The following is a 15,123-nucleotide window of genomic DNA, read 5'->3' as shown; positions in this document are numbered from 1 at the left end:
TGCAGGTGACGAGGGAAAGGCACGGGGCAAATGCGCAACGCGCCCACGCCGCGTTCGCTGGCGGAGCCTTCGAGATCGGCCTCCGATCTGCTATGAACCACGCGCAAGATGAGGAGCCGAGGATGTTGAGAAAGATCTTGATCGCCGCCGCCTTGTCGGTCGCGCCCGCAGCCGCTCTGGCCCATCATGGCTGGTCGAGCTACGACATGGAGCGCACCATCACCCATACGGCCAGCCTGAGCGACGTGAATTGGGGCAATCCCCACGGCTCGGCCCGGGTTCGCTACGACAATGCCACCTGGGATGTGGTCCTAGCGCCGGTCCGGCGGATGGAATCGCGCGGGCTGACCCAGGCCATGCTCGGCCCGCGCCAGCACGTGACGCTGGTGGGCTATCCACGCAAGGACGGGACGCGCGAAATGCGGATCGAGCGGATCATCGTCGGCGACCAAACGGTCGAGCTGCGCTAAGTACGGCCTTGGCACTCGCCGACCTGGCTCGAAGGGTCGCATCGAGCGACTATGCGGCCTGGGCGGCGGAATCGGCGCTCGCATATCCGGTCGCCAACACGCTCCACCTGCTGGGCCTGGTGCTGCTGGTGGGCGGGATCGGCCTGGTCGACCTGCGGCTGCTCGGCTTGTTCCCCCGCCTTCCGCTCGCACCGCTCGCCGGCGCGCTGACGCCGCTTGCGATCGGTGGGCTTATCATTCTCGTCGCGAGCGGGACGGTCCTCTTCGCCGCCGACGCCCTTTCGCTGGCGACGAGCTGGACCTTCCGTCTCAAGCTCGTGCTGATCGCGCTGGCGCTCGCCAACGCATTGGTCTTCCGCTGGCTGTTCGGCCGGGCTTCGCCCGAGCCGCCATCGGGCGCGGCGCGGCTGATGGCCCTCGCGTCGCTCGCCTTCTGGCTGTCAGTGGCCACGGCGGGACGGATGATCGCCTACAGCTGAGAATTCCGGTCGAGCTCGATCTGGTAGCGCACGACATCGTCGGCCGGCGCGAACTTGTCGTACAGCCGTCGCGCCTGATGGTTGGCGCTGTTCGTGTGCCAGTAGAGCCGCGACCAGCCGCGCGATCTCGCCAGCGCCAGCAGGTCCTCGATCAGGGCCCGGCCAACCCCCTGGCCCCGCACCGCCTCGTCGACGCCGAGGTCCTCGAGATAGCAGATCGGCTGGAGCTTCCACGTCCCCGGATGCAGCACGCACACGGCGAAGCCGACCACCTCGCCGTCGCGCTCGGCCAGTCGCGCGAACAGACCGGAGCTGGGGTCGAGGAGACGCGACCAGCAATGCTCGGTCACATCCTCCGGCACCTCGGCACCCAAGGCTTTCAGATATCCGTTCCACAGCCGGCGCCACGCCGCTTTGTCGGCGGCGGTCGCCGCGCGCACGCGGATTCCATTGGCCTCGTCGTTCACGACATCCTCATCGGCCTGGAGGCGCCCGGCGGTCAACCGAACGGCTCGTCGATCGACGGCGGCGGCGTGGTGAACCAGCGGGGGCCTCCCTCGGCCATGTAGAAGCAATCTTCGAGCCGGATCCCGAACTTGCCCGGCAGATAGAGGCCCGGCTCGTTCGAGAAGCACATGCCGGGCGCGAGCGGAGTCGTCTCGCCATGGACCAGATTGACCGGCTCATGTCCCTCGAGGCCGATGCCGTGGCCGGTGCGGTGGGACAGGCCGGGCAGGCTGTAGCCGGGGCCGTAGCCCCATCGCTCATATTGCGCCCGCACCGTGTCGTCGACGCTTCCCGCGGTGCGGCCGAGTTGCGCGGCGGCGAAGGCGATCTCCTGGCCGCGACGGACCTGCTCCCAAACGCGGCGCTGCTCGGCCGTCGGCTCGCCGAACACGAAGCTGCGCGAGATGTCGGACTGATAGCCGTGGACGGTGCAGCCGCAGTCCATCAGCACGACCTCGCCTTCGCGGACCTCCTGGGGCTGGCCCGAGCCATGCGGATAGGCGCTCGCCTCCCCGAGCAGGATCAGGGCGAATTCGGAATTGCCGCCGAGCGCCTGCGTTGCGCCGGCCATGATGGCGCCGATGTCCGCGGGGGTCATGCCCCGCTCGATTCGCGGCGCGGTGTGGCGATAGGCGGCAAGGGTGACGTCGGCGGCCTTCTGCATGAGCGCAAGCTCGTGCGCCGTCTTGACCATGCGGCAGCCGCGGACCACCGGCGCCCCCGGCCGCAGCTCGACGCCGGGCATGGCGCGCCGAAGGCCGTCGACCGCGAAGAAGCGAACCGTCTCTTCGACGCCCACTGGGCCGGTAAGGCCGCGGTCGCGCAGGAAGCCGGCGACGGTGCGCAGCGGGTCCTCATGTTCGTTCCAGACGCGCACCTCGCCCGGCACCTTCAGGCTCTCGCGGACCGACGGCTCCTCGAAATGCGGCGTGACGATCGCGGGCTCGCCGTCGCGCGGCAGGATCGCCGCGGTGAGCCGCTCGCTCCGCCACCACTGGACGCCGGTGAAATAGGTCATCGAGGCGCCGGGCTCGATGAACAGCGCGGAAAGGCCGAGATCGGCCATCAGCCGCTGCGCCCGCGCGATCCGCTCGAGATGCTCCTCCCCGCTGATCGGAACCGCATCGCCGGTTATCGATCTCAGCCCCGGCACCGCCGTCGACGCCTGCGCGAAGAGGCTCGCCGGGCGGAGCGCGGCGGCGCCGACCGCCGCAAGCCCCAGACCCATGAAATGCCGCCTGTCGAAATGCATGAAGCTCCTCCCGCTCGGACGGCGGCAGCGATGATCGGCTATGGACGCGTTGACAAGGGGCTTCAGGCGAGCCTGAGCATGCCGGCGCCGATCAAAATCAGGGCGACGAAGAGGCCGGTCAGCCAGAGAATCCGCCGCCGCCGGCTGTGGAACGCCATGAACATCATTCCTTCTCCTCCTTGGGCGGCCTTCCTCTGCGCCGCTCCTCCGGGGGCGCCACCTTCAGGCCCCTGCGTGCCAGCGCCTCGCGCAGCAGCACCTCGATCTCGGCGTTGACGCTGCGGAAGTCGGCCGCCGCGCAGCGCTCGAGCGCCGACCATAGAGCGGGCTCGATGCGCAGCGGAAAGGCCTTCTTTGGGCGGGATGACATGATCGGAGCGGACCGGCCCTATTGATAGAGCGTGCCGGCATTCACCACGGGCTGGGTGTCCCGTTCCGAGCACAGCACGACCATCAGGTTCGAGACCATTGCGGCCCGCCGCTCGTCGTCGAGATGCACCACGTTCTTCTCCGACAGCTTCTGCAGCGCGGTTTCCACCATGCTGACGGCGCCGATCACCAGTTTCTCCCGCGCCGCGATCACCGCCTCGGCCTGCTGACGACGAAGCATCGCCTGGGCGATCTCCTGGGCATAAGCGAGATGGGTGAGCCGGGATTCGTCGATCGAGATTCCGGCGCGGGCCACGCGTTCCTGCAGTTCCTTCTCGAGCTCGGCATTCACCACGTCGGCATCGCCGCGCAGCGTCACCTCCTTATGCTCGATATCGTCGTAGGGATACCGCCCGGCCATCGCCCGCACGGCGCTTTCGACCTGGATCTCGATGAACTCCACATAATTGTCGACGTCGAACAGCGCCTGCGCCGTGTCGGTCACGCGCCACACGACGTTGGCGGCGATCTCGATCGGGTTGCCACGCAGGTCGTTCACCTTCAGCCGGTCCGACGTGATGTTGTGGATGCGGGTCGAGATCTTGGTGCGGGTGAGCCATGGCAGCCGCCAGCGGAGCCCGGTCTGGCGATCCGTGCCCTTATAGTCGCCGAACAGCAGGATCGCCGCGGCCTGGTTGGGCTGCAGGAAATAGAATCCGACGGCGACGAACAAGGCCGCCGGGCCGAAAGCCCAGGCGGACAGCCCGATCATCCAGGGATCTTCCCGCGCGACTCCGAGCCACGTCGACGCCGCCCCCGCCGCGACGAGGAGGACGAGCAGCAGAATCATCGGATAGCCGCTCTGTGTCGCCGCGGCGCGTTCCCGCGAAAGCCGCAGGTCGTGGATGTCCGACGCCTTGTGGATTTCCTGTGCCATTATCGCGCCTCCCGTTTAATCATGATATCATAATTATATTGTTTCGATTCGGGCAAGCGGAATCGTTTCGGCCGGGGCCAAAACCGCGACTTCCGGAAAAAAGGGGCTGGACAGGGAAGGCGCCCAAGCAGCAGGAGGGCCGCGCCTGCCGGGGCGGCGCGGACGCGCCTGGACGCCCCGTGCGTGTACCTGGAGTCTCCGCCGATGACCGAGCCTGCCGCCCTCCCTCGCGCCCTCGAATCGGGGCGGCCGGAATGGCGCCTGGTCATCCATGGCGGCTGCGGCAATCTCGATCATGGCCTCCTTGATGCGGAAACGGAAAAGGCTGCCCGCAGCGGGCTCGAGGACGCGCTGGCGGCGGGCACCGAGATTCTGGCCCGCGGCGGCAATGCGCTCGACGCGGTCGAGGCGACGGCCCGCATTCTCGAGGACGATCCCCATTTCAACGCCGGCCGCGGGTCGGTCCTCACCTATGAGGGTGCGATCGAAATGGACGCGGCCATCATGGAAGGCCGCAGGCTGGGTGCGGGCGCCGTCAACGGAGTCACGGCCACGCGCAATCCGATCAGCCTTGCCCGGGCGGTGATGGATCATTCCCCCCACGTCTTTCTCAGCCGCGGGGGTGCCGACGAATATTCGCGCCTCCGCGGACTGGAGCAGGCATCGCAGGACTATTTCGAGACCCCCGAGCGCCGCCACCAGCTCGACGAACTGCGTCGGCGGGGCGGGGAAGTCTTCGATATCGACGTCAAATATGGCACCGTGGGTGCGGTCGCGCTCGATCGGTACGGCCATGTCGCCGCGGCCACCTCGACCGGGGGCCTCACCGGGAAGCGCTGGGGCCGGGTCGGCGATTCGCCGGTGATCGGCGCCGGCACCTATGCCGACGACCGCGCCGGAGCGATCTCGACCACCGGGGCCGGCGAATATTTCCTGAGGATCGGCGTGGCGCACGAGATCTGCGCCCGGATCCGCTTCCGGCAGGAGGCAGCGGGCGGCGCGGACCTGCCGCGGTCCGAGGCGCAGGCGATCGCCGATTCGGTGCTGGCGGAGGTCGGCGGGCTCGGCGGCGCGGGCGGGATCATCCTGGTGACTCGCCGCGGCGACGCCCTCTTCAGCTTCACCACCCCGGGAATGTATCGCGGCGAAGCCTCGCCGGCCGGCCGCACCGTCGCCATCTATGCCGACGACCCGGTCGGCGACGCTGCCGCCTGATCGCCCGCCGGCTCCCGGATTGCCGATGCTGCGCCGCTTCGCTTTGCTCCTGATCCTGCTCCTGGCCCCGCGGCCCGCCTTGGCCTGGTGGGAATATGGCCACGAGACCGTCGCGCTCATTGCCGAGCGCGAGGTGCGGCCCGAGACCCGCGCCCGGTTGCGGGCCCTGCTGGCCCGCTCGGCCCTGCTCGAGACGCCGGCCTGCCCAGCCGGGAACATCGCCCAGGCGAGCTATTGGGCGGACTGCATCAAGACGCTCGGGGATCGGTTCAGCTTTGCTTCGCCCTGGCACTATCAGAATGTCGACGTCTGCCGCCCGTTCGACCAGGAAGGCGCGTGCCGCGACGGCAATTGCGTGTCGGCGCAGATCGAGCGCCACACCCGCTTGCTTGCCGACGGGGATGTGCCGGAGCGCGAGCGGGTGATGGCGCTCGCCTTCCTCATCCACCTGGTCGGAGACCTGCACCAGCCGCTCCATGCCGGCGATCGCGGCGATCGCGGCGGCAACGGGCTGCGGATCGCTTATGGACTCATCGCCGGGCGGACCAACCTGCACCTCGCTTGGGACGGCTATCTCGCCGAGCGCGCAATCTCGACCCCGGCGGCCGGCGCGGCGGGAATCCTGGGCTCGCTCGAACCGGCCGACAAGGCCGCGTTCCGCCAGGGGAGCGTGACCGACTGGGCCCGCGAGAATTGGGAAGTCAGCCGGGATTTCGCCTACGCCGCCCTGCTCGGCGACCCTTGCGGGGCCATCCCCGATGAACGGCCGGTGATCGACGAAGCGACGACGCGGCGCCTGATCCCGATCGTCCGCCGGCAGGTGGCGCGCGGCGGCATCAGGCTCGCGCGGCTGCTGGACGAGGCGTTGGCGTGAACGCCCTCTCCCCGCCGAAGCGGGGAGAGGGAAATGGGATTATTCAGGCACCACCGTCACCGCGCGGCGGTTCTGGGCCCAGGCGGATTCGTTCGATCCTTCGACCGCCGGGCGCTCCTTGCCCCAGCTGATCGTCTGCATCCGGTTCGCCGCGACTCCGCGCGACTGGAGATAATCGCGCGCCGCATTGGCACGGCGATCGCCGAGCGCGAGGTTGTATTCACGGGTGCCGCGCTCGTCGGCATGACCCTCGATGGTGACGTTCACCGTCGGATTGCGGTTGAGCCAGTCGGCCTGGGCGTCGAGCGTGCGCCGCGCTTCGGCGTCGATCGAATAGCTGTCGAGCGCGAAGAACACGCGATCCGAGGTCACGCTCTGCAGGAAGTCGGCGCGCGAGCCCGGCACCGGCGCGCCGCCGATCGTGCCGTCGGGATTACCGGTGTCCGCCGGCGGCACGTTCGAGCTCGGCGGCTCGGGCGGAAGGTCGGCCGATCGGCGGGCGCAGCCGGCCGTCATCGACAGAGCGGCGGCGACGGCCACCAGGCTGATCATCTTCATTCTCATATTTCTCTCCCTTTCATCGTCTGTCGAAACACGAAGCCGTCCAAATCTAGTCACGTAACGGCGACCATGCGGGGTCCGATCCGCCGAGCGGCGTCGGGACGCGGCGCGTGACGCCGCTCGCGACGTCGACATACCATAACTGGCCGGAACTGGCCCCGCGGGTGAACATCACCGCCCTGCCGTTCGGCGCCCAGGTCGGGCCTTCGGCATAGCCGCCCCCGGTCAGGATGCGCTCGCCCGATCCGTTGGGGCTCATCACGCCGATCCGGAATCCGCCGGTCTTGGTGAAGGCGATGAGGTCGCCGCGCGGGCTCCACACCGGCGTGGCATAGCCGCCGCCGCCGAAGCTGATCCGGCGCTGGCCCGAGCCGTCGGCATTCATGACGTAGAGCTGCTGGGTGCCGCCCCGGTCGCTTTCGAACACGATGCGGCTGCCGTCGGGCGAATAGCTGCCGCCAGTGTCGATTCCGGGGGCGTTGGTCAGCCGCTGCGGCCGTCCCCCCGATACCGGCACGCGATAGATGTCGGTGTTGCCGTTCACCGACATCGAGAAGATGATGTAGCGGCTGTCGGGCGAATAGCGCGGCGCGAAGGTCATGTAGGGCTGGTCCACCAGCGGCCGCGCGCGGCCCGAATCCAGCTCGTAGACCATCACCCGCGGACGTTCGTCCTGATAGGTCATGAAGGTGATCGTCTGCTGGTTGGGCGCGAAGCGCGGCGTCAGCACCGTCCACTGCCCGTTCGTCAGGAAGCGGTGGTTGGCGCCGTCATAATCCATGATCGCCAGCCGCTTGATCCGCCGCCGGGCCGGGCCGGTCTCCGAGACATAGACGATGCGCGTGTCGAAATAGGCGCCTTCGCCGGTCAGGCGGGTGTAGATCGTATCGGCGCAGCGATGCGCAGCCCGGCGCCATTCCGGCGGCTGGACGACATAGCCCTGGCGGGTGAGCTCCACCTGTCCGGCAATGTCGTAGAGATAGCAGCCGACGGTGATCGTGCCGTTGGCATTGGCCTGGACGAAGCCCTGGACGAGGTTCTGAGCGCCCGTGCTTCCGAAATAGCCGAAGTCCGGCGCCGTCACCTGCGGATAGGCGACCGGGCGCAGCCCGGCCGGCCCCATCGGCGTGAACAGGCCCGATCCCGCCAGGTCGGCCGCGACGATCTCCGCCACCTGGCGGCCGAGCGCCACGGTATTTCCCGCGGGCGTGTCCGCCGGCTGCGGGGTCGGCATGTAGGGGATGGCGATCGGGATCGCCGCGGTGACGCCTTCGCCGACGCGGATGGGCTCGTCGTCGGCTGGCTCCAGAGCCGGCACAGGGAGCTGCTGCGCCTGCGCCGGCACCGCCACCGCGCACAGGGCCACGAGGGCAACGAGAATCTTCAGGGGGCCAACATGCTTCATCGGGTCTGCCTCGGATCGAACTGATAGGTGAATTGCCGCCAGCCGCGCGGCACGTCGTACAGCTCGGGCGGAAGGCCGCGGATGGGCGTGCACTGGCGCACGACCGCCAGAGCGAGGTCTCGCATCCTCTCCTCATAGGCCCGGAGCCCGGGATCGTCATTATGAACCCGCCGCACCTGCGCGCCAACCAGGCTTCCGTTGCGGCTCAGAGTAACCGACACGTCCACCCTGATCGCTCCCGCTTCCGGCGACGGCAGCGGCTGACGCTCGCACGGCACGAGCGCCCGGCGGATCGCGGCGTTGATGCTCGCCCGGGCTTCGCCGGTCATTCTTGCCGTGGGGCGCGACGAGGTGGACGGCGTCGGATCGTCGCCGATGCCCTTGAGGATGTCATCGCCGAGGCGCGAGCGCTGGGTGCGCCGGCCGCTGCCGCTCGTGCCCTGCTTTTCCTGCGCAGGTTGCCGGGCGCGTGGCGGCGCCGGCGCTTCGCGCGCCGGGCTCGGTGCCGCCTGGCGGGGGGCAGGCTGCGCCGCGGCCGGAGTCGGTCGCGGCTCCGGCTGTGCCGGCTCTGGCGTCGGCGCGGCGGGCGCGTCGTCGACCGGTCCGGTCTCGGGCGCCATGCCCTGGGCCGGGGGCTCCTGCGTCGGCTGCGGTGCGGCGGAGACGAGCCCGACCTCGTCGACGAACGAGACCTCTATCGCGTCCGACGGCGGCGGCGCCCGGCCGACCGACGCCAGACCGAGCACCAGGACGGCGAGCACGGCGCCATGTCCGACGAGGGAGACGCCGACACCGGTAGCCTCCGACCGGTCCATCAGGGCGCCCCACCTTCCTGTTGCGGGGGACCGGAGACCAGGGCCATACGCCTGAGGCCGGCGCGGTTGATCTCGCCCATCACCTGCATCACGCGCCCATAATCGAGCGCGCGGTCGGCGCGCAGGTAGATGCGCGGGCCGCCTTCCTCCCGCGAGCCCGCGGCGATCTGCCGGAGGCGCTCGCCGAGCACGCTGTCGGGCACCGGCGCATCGTCCACGAAGACGGCACCGTTCGATTCGATCGTGACCGACACCGGCTCGCGCTCCTGCTCGAGCGCCGCCGCCTTGCTGTCCGGCAGATCGACCTGGACTCCGGTGGCGAGCAAGGGCGCGGTCACCATGAAGATGATGAGCAGCACCAGCATCACGTCGACCATCGGCGTGACGTTGATCTCCGCCATCGGCGCTCGGCGGCCGCGCCGTCCGGGACCGAGGATCGGGCCCATGGCCATCCTAGCTGTCCAGCTCCAGCTCGCGGCTCAGCGTGCCGTGGAATCCATCGGCGAAGCGCTGCAGGCGCGCTTCCAGCCGATTGATGCCGAAGCTAAAGCGATTGTAGGCGATCACCGCCGGAATGGCCGCGAACAGGCCCAGGGCCGTCGCGAACAGGGCTTCGGCGATTCCGGGCGCCACCACCGCCAGGCTGGTGCTCTGCTGCCCCGCAATGTCGCTGAAGCTGCGCATGATGCCCCAGACGGTGCCGAACAGCCCGACGAACGGCGCGACCGAGCCGACCGTGGCGAGAATGTTGAGGCGTGCGGCGAGCCGGTCGGTTTCGGCGGCGACGGCGGAATGCAGGGCGACGGCAAGGCGAGAGCGCGTACCGTCCTTGTCGATCGTGCGGCCCGCGGTCGACCGGCGCCATTCGGCGATCCCGGCGGCGAGCACCTTGGCCGACGGATGTTCGCCACGCCCCTTCTTCTCGTAGAAGCTGTCTATATCCTCGCTCTTCCAGAACTCGCGTTCGAACCGCTCGCTCTCCCGCGCGGCGCGGCGCATCTTCAGCCAATGGCCGACGATGATCGCCCAGGTCCAGATGCTGGCGAGCAGCAGCCCGCCCATCACGACTTTCACGACGATGTCCGCCTGCATGAACAGGGCGATCGGCGACATCGCGTCGGTCGGCATAACTTCGGTCACTCCACCCCTTCCTCTTTCAGCCGCTCGAATTTCGCCACCCATTCCCGCGGCTGGCGCCTGGGCCGTCCGTCCAGCGAAAGGAAGGCGGCCGTTACTGTCGCATCGGCCACCGTTTCACTTCCGCGCATGACTCGCTGATGAATGACGCAGCTTGCCGCTCTCACCTCGCAAACCTCGCTCAGCACCAGCAGTTCGTCGTCCAACCGGGCGGGCCGGCGATATTTGATGTGGGCCTCGGCGACGACATAGACTCCGTCTCCGGCCTCCAGCACGGCGCGCTGGTCGATGCCCGCCGCGCGGAGCATGTCCGAACGGGCCCGTTCCATGAATTTGAGGTAGTTCGCATAATAGACGATGCCGGCGACGTCGGTATCCTCGAAATAGACGCGCAGCGCGAAATGGTGGGCCCGGCCGATCCACGCGCCCTGATAGGCCTTGTCGACTGCGACGCCCACCCGCGCTCCCTATCGATGCGGCCGCGCGTGCGAACCCTCGGCCGCCCACGTCGGGACGAGCCGAGCCGATTCTGCGTCGGAGAGCCCCGGATCCGCGTTCAACGGCGGTCGTAGGCCTGCGCTTGCGCCTCGATCAGGCGCATCAGGTCCCCTTGGGTCAGGCTGACGTCGGCCAGGTGAAGCCCCCAGCCGGGAAGCGGCCTTCCCTGGAAATACACGTCACCCGGAATCCGATCGGTACGGGCATCGCCCGGATTGGCGTTCACGGAAACGGCGAGATAGCCCACCTGCCCCTCATTCACGCACTGGGCCGAAGCGAGGCCTTCGGTGCGCAGGAAAGGCGTCGGCGGCGGGCCCAACGACGACCAGTCGACCGTCGGCGCGCCCGGTGCCGGCGGCTCCGCCGTGAACCAGTAGGAATCGAGCGGGGCCGGGCCGCCACCGAGCGCGGCAGGGTTCGTGCAGGCCACGGTGAAGCCGGGCCGCGGCGTGCGGCCGAAGTCCGAAGCCGGCGGCGGCGGGGCGTCGGCCCGGAACGAGACGTAAGTGACGACGCAGCCGGTTTGGCCGGGCTCGGTGCAGAGCGGCGTGCGGCGAAAGCTCCCCCCGACGGTCCGGCCCTGCGGCACCTCGACATTGTAGCCGATCAGCATCGCCGAGAGCATCCGGCCGGCCGCTTCGCTCTCCTCGATCTCCTCGGCGAGCAGCCGGGTGAGGTGGATCGTCCCCTGGCTGTGGCCGATCAGCACGAACGGCCGCCCTTGATTGCGATGCTCCAGATAGTGCCGCCAGGCGGCGCGCACGTCTGCATAAGCGAGGTTGAAGACCGCGGTCATGTCCTCGCCCGCCATTGCGCGTGGAATCGCCGCGAGCGTCGCCGACCGGTAAAGCGGAGCGAAGGTCCGGCACACGCCGGCAAACCGGCCGAGCTGGACCAAGGCGGCGCCATGCTCTTCCGGCCCGGCATTCATGTCGCTGTTGAGGCCGGGGTCGCGCGACACGGTGGGATAAACGTAGAAACAGTCCGCGGGCGAATTCTCGGCCGGCCGCACCGCGCCGTTCGAACCATAGCCGTTCGGGGTCAACGCGGTGGTCGGCAAAGGCCGGCCGCAGGCGTCCTGCCGGCCGGGAAGGCAGAGCCAACTCGTCTCCTCGGCATAATCGATCGCCGGTGCAGCCTCGGCCGCCTGCGCCGTCGCCGGCGCCCAGGCGGCCGCGGCGGCCAGCGCGATCATCATTCTCCTCATCTTGCTTCCCTCATCAGGTATCGAACAAACCGGCCTGGTCCGCGGGCTGGGGCAGGCCGAGATGGGTCCAGCCGGGACCGTTGAGGCAGCGCCCGCGCGCGGTTCGGGCGATCAGGCCGAGCTGGATCAGATAGGGCTCGATCACCTCCTCGATCGTGTCGCGCGGCTCGCTCAGGCCGGCGGCGAGCGTCTCCACCCCGACCGGCCCCCCACGATAGATGTCGGCGATCATGTGCAGATATCGGCGGTCCATCGCGTCGAGGCCGAGATGGTCTACCTCCATGCGGGTGAGCGCGCTGTCCGCAGCCTTCGCGCTCACCTCGGCCTCGCCCGCCGCCTGGGCGAAGTCGCGGACGCGACGCAGCAGCCGTCCCGCGATGCGCGGAGTCCCGCGCGAGCGCCGTGCCACCTCGCGCGCGCCCTCGTCGGTCAGCGCGAGACCGAGCAGCCGCGCCGCGCGGCGCACCACCTGCTCGAGCTCCTCGACCGAATAGAAGGTGAGGCGGACGGGGATCCCGAAACGATCGCGCAGCGGCGTCGAAATCAGCCCCTGCCGGGTGGTCGCGCCGACGAGGGTGAATTTCGGAAGGTCGATCCGCACCGAGCGCGCCGACGGTCCTTCGCCGATCATCAGGTCGAGGACCCGGTCCTCCATGGCCGGATAAAGGATCTCCTCGACCGCCGGATTGAGCCGGTGAATCTCGTCGATGAACAGGACGTCGCCATCCTCGAGATTGGTGAGGATCGCGGCCAGGTCGCCGGATTTGGCGATGACCGGTCCTGATGTGGCGCGAAAGCCCACGCCGAGTTCGCGGGCAATGATCTGCGCCAGCGTCGTTTTGCCGAGGCCCGGCGGGCCGAAGAAGAGCACATGGTCCAGCGGATCCCCGCGGCCCTTCGCCGCCTCGATGAACACGCGCAGATTTTCGCGCGCCGATTTCTGGCCAACGAACTCGTCGAGAGTCTTCGGACGCAGCGCGGCGTCCAGATCCTCGGGCTTCCGGTCGCCCGCGATGATCCGATCCTGATCCATCAGGGTTCGGCTTTAGCGCAAGCATCCCGCCTGTCGAACCGCTTTCCGAAGCGCTTGAGGGCGGACCGATTCTTCCATAGGCTGCGCCGATAGCGGGAGGTCAGCCATGGATCGCCGGGAGTTCCTTCTGTCAGCGGGCGCCGTCAGCGCCGCACTCGCATGGCCGATGCGGGCCGCTGCCCAGGACGTGCCTCCGCCGCGGCCGCGCGGCGCGAGGTCCTTCTATGTCGACGCTCAGGGGGCGCTCGACGGCTTCGACCAGCCGGAGGAGGGCCGCTACGTACCGAGCGAGCGGCTGATCCGAGCCATCCGCCAGCGCCGGATCGACATCATCAGCGGCACGATCGCGCCCGTCGGCAACGGCCCCGACCGCTATCGCGAGGCGGTCGAGGGCGTCGCCTGGTGGGACCGGCAGATCGGCGAGCATGCCTCGCTCCTCGCCAAGATCGAGAGCGCCGCCGACATCCGCGCGGCACGCGAGGCGGGCAGGCTCGGCATCATCTACAATTTCCAGGACACGACCCCGTTCGAGACGAATGCCGACAGGGTCGACACGTTCGCGACGCTGGGCGTCAGGGTGATGCAGCTCACCTACAACAAGCGCAATCTCGCCGGCGACGGCTGCCTGGAGCGTGCCAATGCCGGCCTTTCCGATTTCGGGCGGGAGCTGATCGCGCGGATCAATCGCGCCAAGGTCCTGCTCGACCTCAGCCATTCCGGCCAGCGCACCGTGGCGGAGGGAATTGCCGCCAGCGCCGCGCCGCCGGCGATCACCCATAGCGGCTGCCGGGCGCTCGCCGACCTGCCGCGCAACATGCACGACGCCGAGATGCGCGCCCTGGCGGACAAAGGCGGCGTGTTCGGGATCTACCTGATGCCGTTCCTCCGCGCGCAGGGTCAGCCCGGCACCGAGGATCTGCTCCGCCACCTGGACCATGCGGTGAACGTGTGCGGCGAGGATCATGTCGGCATCGGCACCGACAACCCGTTCACCGGCTACGTCGTCAACGACGAGACGCGCGCGCAGCAGCGGGAATTTTACGAGGATCGCGCTCGCCGCGGAATCGCCGCGCCGGGCGAAGCCGCCGACGTGCTCAATCTGGTGGAGGGGTATAATGACGAGCATCGCTACGATCGCATCGCCGCGGACCTGAGGCGCCGCGGCTGGAGCACGACCCGGGTCGAGAAGGTGCTCGGCAACAATTTCGTGCGCCTGTTCGAAGAGGTGTGGGGCGCTTGACTCGATTCGAGCAGCTTGGAACGACCTTAGCGGGCCGCTTTCTTGAGCGCGCCACGAACGAGCGCGTCGAGGCCGGTATCGGGGCCCAGTTCGGCCTCTGCTTTCGCTACCGCCGACAAGGCGTCGGCCGGGCGGAAACCGAGATTGACCAGGGCGGAGACGGCATCCTGCGAATGTCCGCCGGACGGCGCCGCCGCGCCACCGGCAGGTCCTAGCGCAACTCCGCCCGCTTTGTCCTTGAGCTCGTTGACGATGCGTTGGGCGAGCTTGGGGCCGACCCCCTGCGCCCGGCTGATCATCCGGCTGTCCCCGCTCGCGACCGCCCGGTGCAGCTCGTCCTCGGTCAGCGCAGACAGTATGGCGAGGGCCACCCGAGCGCCGACGCCCTGCACCGAAATCAGCAGGCGGAACCAGTCGCGTTCCGACGCCGAGGCAAAGCCCACCAGCCGGATGGAATCCTCGGAGACCAGCATCTCGGTGTGCAGCACGACTTCGTCGCCGAGGGCGCCCATGTTCGACAGGGTCCGGCTGGACGCGGAGACGAGATAGCCCACACCGGCCACGTCGATCACCGCAAAGTCTGCGCCGAAGCCGTCGAGCAGGCCCCTCAGCTTGGCGATCATGCGGCGTTCCCGAGTGCGCGGCGGCTGGCAAGATGATGGGCGTGGGTGACGGCTACGGCGAGCGCGTCGGCCGCATCGGCGCCGGCGATCTTCACGCCGGGCAGCAGGCGCTGGATCATGGCGTGGATCTGCGCCTTCTCGGCGCCGCCGAAGCCGACCACCGCCTTCTTGACCAGCCGCGGCGCATATTCGCCCACCTCGATTCCCCGCTGTGCGGCGGCGAGCAGGACGACGCCTCGCGCCTGTCCGAGCTTCAACGTCGATTGCGGATTGTCGTTGAGGAATACCTCCTCGACCGCGGCCGCTGCGGGTCGATGCCGATCGATCACCTCGCCCAGCGCCGCCTCGAGGCGGACCAGCCGAATCGCAAGGGCCGATTTGGGATCGGTTCGAACCTGGCCGTTCGCGACATGGCTCAGCCGATTGCCCTCGGCCGCGATCACGCCCCAGCCGGTGCAGCCGAGGCCAGGATCGAGACCGATGATCAGCATGCCCCCACCT

Annotated in this window: 19 protein-coding genes; 5 read left to right on the top strand and 14 right to left on the bottom strand. The window is 68.9% G+C overall.

All coding sequences use genetic code 11. From position 1 onward, the window contains the following. Positions 1-122: 122 nt before the first annotated feature. Positions 123-470 (top strand): DUF6152 family protein, encoded by a 348-nt coding sequence (locus EKM57_RS09110; RefSeq protein WP_129792195.1) that lies wholly within the window; start codon positions 123-125, stop codon positions 468-470. Positions 471-478: 8 nt separating this feature from the next. Beyond that, positions 479-949, top strand: a complete 471-nt coding sequence (locus EKM57_RS09105; RefSeq protein ID WP_206185362.1) for a hypothetical protein — start codon at positions 479-481, stop codon at positions 947-949. Here EKM57_RS09105 and EKM57_RS09100 read toward each other — a convergent pair. The 4 genes from EKM57_RS09100 to EKM57_RS09085 all read right to left on the bottom strand — a co-directional run bounded on the left by EKM57_RS09100 (position 940) and on the right by EKM57_RS09085 (position 4,014). Further along, on the bottom strand, positions 940-1,416 hold the full coding sequence (locus tag EKM57_RS09100; RefSeq protein ID WP_206185361.1) for a GNAT family N-acetyltransferase: 477 nt from the start codon (positions 1,414-1,416) through the stop codon (positions 940-942). The genes EKM57_RS09105 and EKM57_RS09100 overlap by 10 nt on opposite strands. Positions 1,417-1,448: 32 nt before the next feature. Then, entirely contained in the window at positions 1,449-2,708 is a 1,260-nt protein-coding gene (locus EKM57_RS09095; RefSeq protein ID WP_129792194.1) for a Xaa-Pro peptidase family protein, read from the bottom strand. Between the two features lie 163 nt (positions 2,709-2,871). Then, positions 2,872-3,078 (bottom strand): toxin-antitoxin system HicB family antitoxin, encoded by a 207-nt coding sequence (locus tag EKM57_RS09090; RefSeq protein ID WP_129792193.1) that lies wholly within the window; start codon positions 3,076-3,078, stop codon positions 2,872-2,874. Positions 3,079-3,096: 18 nt separating this feature from the next. Beyond that, positions 3,097-4,014 (bottom strand): SPFH domain-containing protein, encoded by a 918-nt coding sequence (locus EKM57_RS09085; protein WP_129792192.1) that lies wholly within the window; start codon positions 4,012-4,014, stop codon positions 3,097-3,099. A 204-nt stretch (positions 4,015-4,218) separates the two neighbouring features. Between EKM57_RS09085 and EKM57_RS09080 the strand changes: the two genes are divergently transcribed. Both EKM57_RS09080 and EKM57_RS09075 read left to right on the top strand, forming a co-directional pair. Then, positions 4,219-5,229, top strand: a complete 1,011-nt coding sequence (locus EKM57_RS09080) for an isoaspartyl peptidase/L-asparaginase family protein (protein WP_129792191.1) — start codon at positions 4,219-4,221, stop codon at positions 5,227-5,229. A gap of 25 nt (positions 5,230-5,254) precedes the next feature. Then, entirely contained in the window at positions 5,255-6,103 is an 849-nt protein-coding gene (locus EKM57_RS09075) for a S1/P1 nuclease (RefSeq protein WP_206185360.1), read from the top strand. 39 nt (positions 6,104-6,142) lie between these two features. Here the strand turns inward: EKM57_RS09075 and pal are convergent, their stop codons facing one another. The 8 genes from pal to ruvB form a co-directional block, all read right to left on the bottom strand. Beyond that, a complete protein-coding gene (pal, locus tag EKM57_RS09070) occupies positions 6,143-6,661 on the bottom strand; it encodes a peptidoglycan-associated lipoprotein Pal (protein ID WP_129792190.1) in 519 nt (172 codons plus the stop codon). Between the two features lie 52 nt (positions 6,662-6,713). Further along, a complete protein-coding gene (tolB, locus tag EKM57_RS09065) occupies positions 6,714-8,069 on the bottom strand; it encodes a Tol-Pal system beta propeller repeat protein TolB (RefSeq protein WP_129792189.1) in 1,356 nt (451 codons plus the stop codon). Continuing rightward, a complete protein-coding gene (locus tag EKM57_RS09060; protein ID WP_129792188.1) occupies positions 8,066-8,884 on the bottom strand; it encodes a hypothetical protein in 819 nt (272 codons plus the stop codon). The genes tolB and EKM57_RS09060 overlap by 4 nt, the downstream gene beginning before the upstream one ends. Continuing rightward, entirely contained in the window at positions 8,884-9,336 is a 453-nt protein-coding gene (locus EKM57_RS09055) for a biopolymer transporter ExbD (RefSeq protein ID WP_206185359.1), read from the bottom strand. Before EKM57_RS09055 ends, EKM57_RS09060 begins: the two co-directional genes overlap by 1 nt. A 1-nt stretch (position 9,337) precedes the next feature. After that, the gene (tolQ, locus tag EKM57_RS09050) at positions 9,338-10,012 is read right to left on the bottom strand and encodes a protein TolQ (RefSeq protein ID WP_129792383.1); all 675 of its coding nucleotides are present in this window, start codon (positions 10,010-10,012) and stop codon (positions 9,338-9,340) included. A gap of 8 nt (positions 10,013-10,020) precedes the next feature. Then, positions 10,021-10,479: a tol-pal system-associated acyl-CoA thioesterase gene (ybgC, locus tag EKM57_RS09045; protein ID WP_129792187.1), complete on the bottom strand. Its 459-nt coding sequence runs from the start codon at positions 10,477-10,479 to the stop codon at positions 10,021-10,023. Positions 10,480-10,577: 98 nt separating this feature from the next. After that, on the bottom strand, positions 10,578-11,726 hold the full coding sequence (locus EKM57_RS09040; RefSeq protein ID WP_206185358.1) for a DUF3089 domain-containing protein: 1,149 nt from the start codon (positions 11,724-11,726) through the stop codon (positions 10,578-10,580). Positions 11,727-11,739: 13 nt separating this feature from the next. Beyond that, entirely contained in the window at positions 11,740-12,759 is a 1,020-nt protein-coding gene (gene ruvB, locus EKM57_RS09035; RefSeq protein ID WP_129792186.1) for a Holliday junction branch migration DNA helicase RuvB, read from the bottom strand. A gap of 106 nt (positions 12,760-12,865) precedes the next feature. Here ruvB and EKM57_RS09030 point away from each other — a divergent pair, with 106 nt between their 5' ends. Then, complete coding sequence (locus EKM57_RS09030; protein ID WP_129792185.1) at positions 12,866-13,999, top strand: dipeptidase; 1,134 nt, start codon at positions 12,866-12,868, stop codon at positions 13,997-13,999. Between the two features lie 26 nt (positions 14,000-14,025). On the opposite strand, the gene ruvA is transcribed toward EKM57_RS09030, so the two are convergent. Then, on the bottom strand, positions 14,026-14,622 hold the full coding sequence (gene ruvA, locus EKM57_RS09025) for a Holliday junction branch migration protein RuvA (RefSeq protein ID WP_129792184.1): 597 nt from the start codon (positions 14,620-14,622) through the stop codon (positions 14,026-14,028). Further along, positions 14,619-15,113: a crossover junction endodeoxyribonuclease RuvC gene (ruvC, locus tag EKM57_RS09020; RefSeq protein WP_129792183.1), complete on the bottom strand. Its 495-nt coding sequence runs from the start codon at positions 15,111-15,113 to the stop codon at positions 14,619-14,621. The genes ruvA and ruvC overlap by 4 nt, the downstream gene beginning before the upstream one ends. Positions 15,114-15,123 lie beyond the last annotated feature (10 nt).

This window comes from Sphingosinicella sp. CPCC 101087 (assembly GCF_004151485.1).
Taxonomy (GTDB): Bacteria; Pseudomonadota; Alphaproteobacteria; order Sphingomonadales; family Sphingomonadaceae; genus Allosphingosinicella.
Note: the sequence above shows the minus strand (reverse complement) of the source record. Positions and strands in the feature narration are given on the sequence as shown.

Excerpts from the sequence above, each read along its gene's own strand:
- EKM57_RS09110 (WP_129792195.1), top strand. The coding sequence starts at position 123 with ATGTTGAGAAAGATCTTGATCGCCGCCGCCTTGTCGGTCGCGCCCGCA.
- EKM57_RS09095 (WP_129792194.1), bottom strand. The coding sequence starts at position 2,708 with ATGCATTTCGACAGGCGGCATTTCATGGGTCTGGGGCTTGCGGCGGTC.
- EKM57_RS09090 (WP_129792193.1), bottom strand. The coding sequence starts at position 3,078 with ATGTCATCCCGCCCAAAGAAGGCCTTTCCGCTGCGCATCGAGCCCGCT.
- EKM57_RS09085 (WP_129792192.1), bottom strand. The coding sequence starts at position 4,014 with ATGGCACAGGAAATCCACAAGGCGTCGGACATCCACGACCTGCGGCTT.
- EKM57_RS09080 (WP_129792191.1), top strand. The coding sequence starts at position 4,219 with ATGACCGAGCCTGCCGCCCTCCCTCGCGCCCTCGAATCGGGGCGGCCG.
- EKM57_RS09075 (WP_206185360.1), top strand. The coding sequence starts at position 5,255 with ATGCTGCGCCGCTTCGCTTTGCTCCTGATCCTGCTCCTGGCCCCGCGG.
- pal (WP_129792190.1), bottom strand. The coding sequence starts at position 6,661 with ATGAAGATGATCAGCCTGGTGGCCGTCGCCGCCGCTCTGTCGATGACG.
- tolB (WP_129792189.1), bottom strand. The coding sequence starts at position 8,069 with ATGAAGCATGTTGGCCCCCTGAAGATTCTCGTTGCCCTCGTGGCCCTG.
- EKM57_RS09060 (WP_129792188.1), bottom strand. The coding sequence starts at position 8,884 with ATGGACCGGTCGGAGGCTACCGGTGTCGGCGTCTCCCTCGTCGGACAT.
- EKM57_RS09055 (WP_206185359.1), bottom strand. The coding sequence starts at position 9,336 with ATGGCCATGGGCCCGATCCTCGGTCCCGGACGGCGCGGCCGCCGAGCG.
- tolQ (WP_129792383.1), bottom strand. The coding sequence starts at position 10,012 with ATGCCGACCGACGCGATGTCGCCGATCGCCCTGTTCATGCAGGCGGAC.
- EKM57_RS09040 (WP_206185358.1), bottom strand. The coding sequence starts at position 11,726 with ATGAGGAGAATGATGATCGCGCTGGCCGCCGCGGCCGCCTGGGCGCCG.
- ruvB (WP_129792186.1), bottom strand. The coding sequence starts at position 12,759 with ATGGATCAGGATCGGATCATCGCGGGCGACCGGAAGCCCGAGGATCTG.
- EKM57_RS09030 (WP_129792185.1), top strand. The coding sequence starts at position 12,866 with ATGGATCGCCGGGAGTTCCTTCTGTCAGCGGGCGCCGTCAGCGCCGCA.
- ruvA (WP_129792184.1), bottom strand. The coding sequence starts at position 14,622 with ATGATCGCCAAGCTGAGGGGCCTGCTCGACGGCTTCGGCGCAGACTTT.
- ruvC (WP_129792183.1), bottom strand. The coding sequence starts at position 15,113 with ATGCTGATCATCGGTCTCGATCCTGGCCTCGGCTGCACCGGCTGGGGC.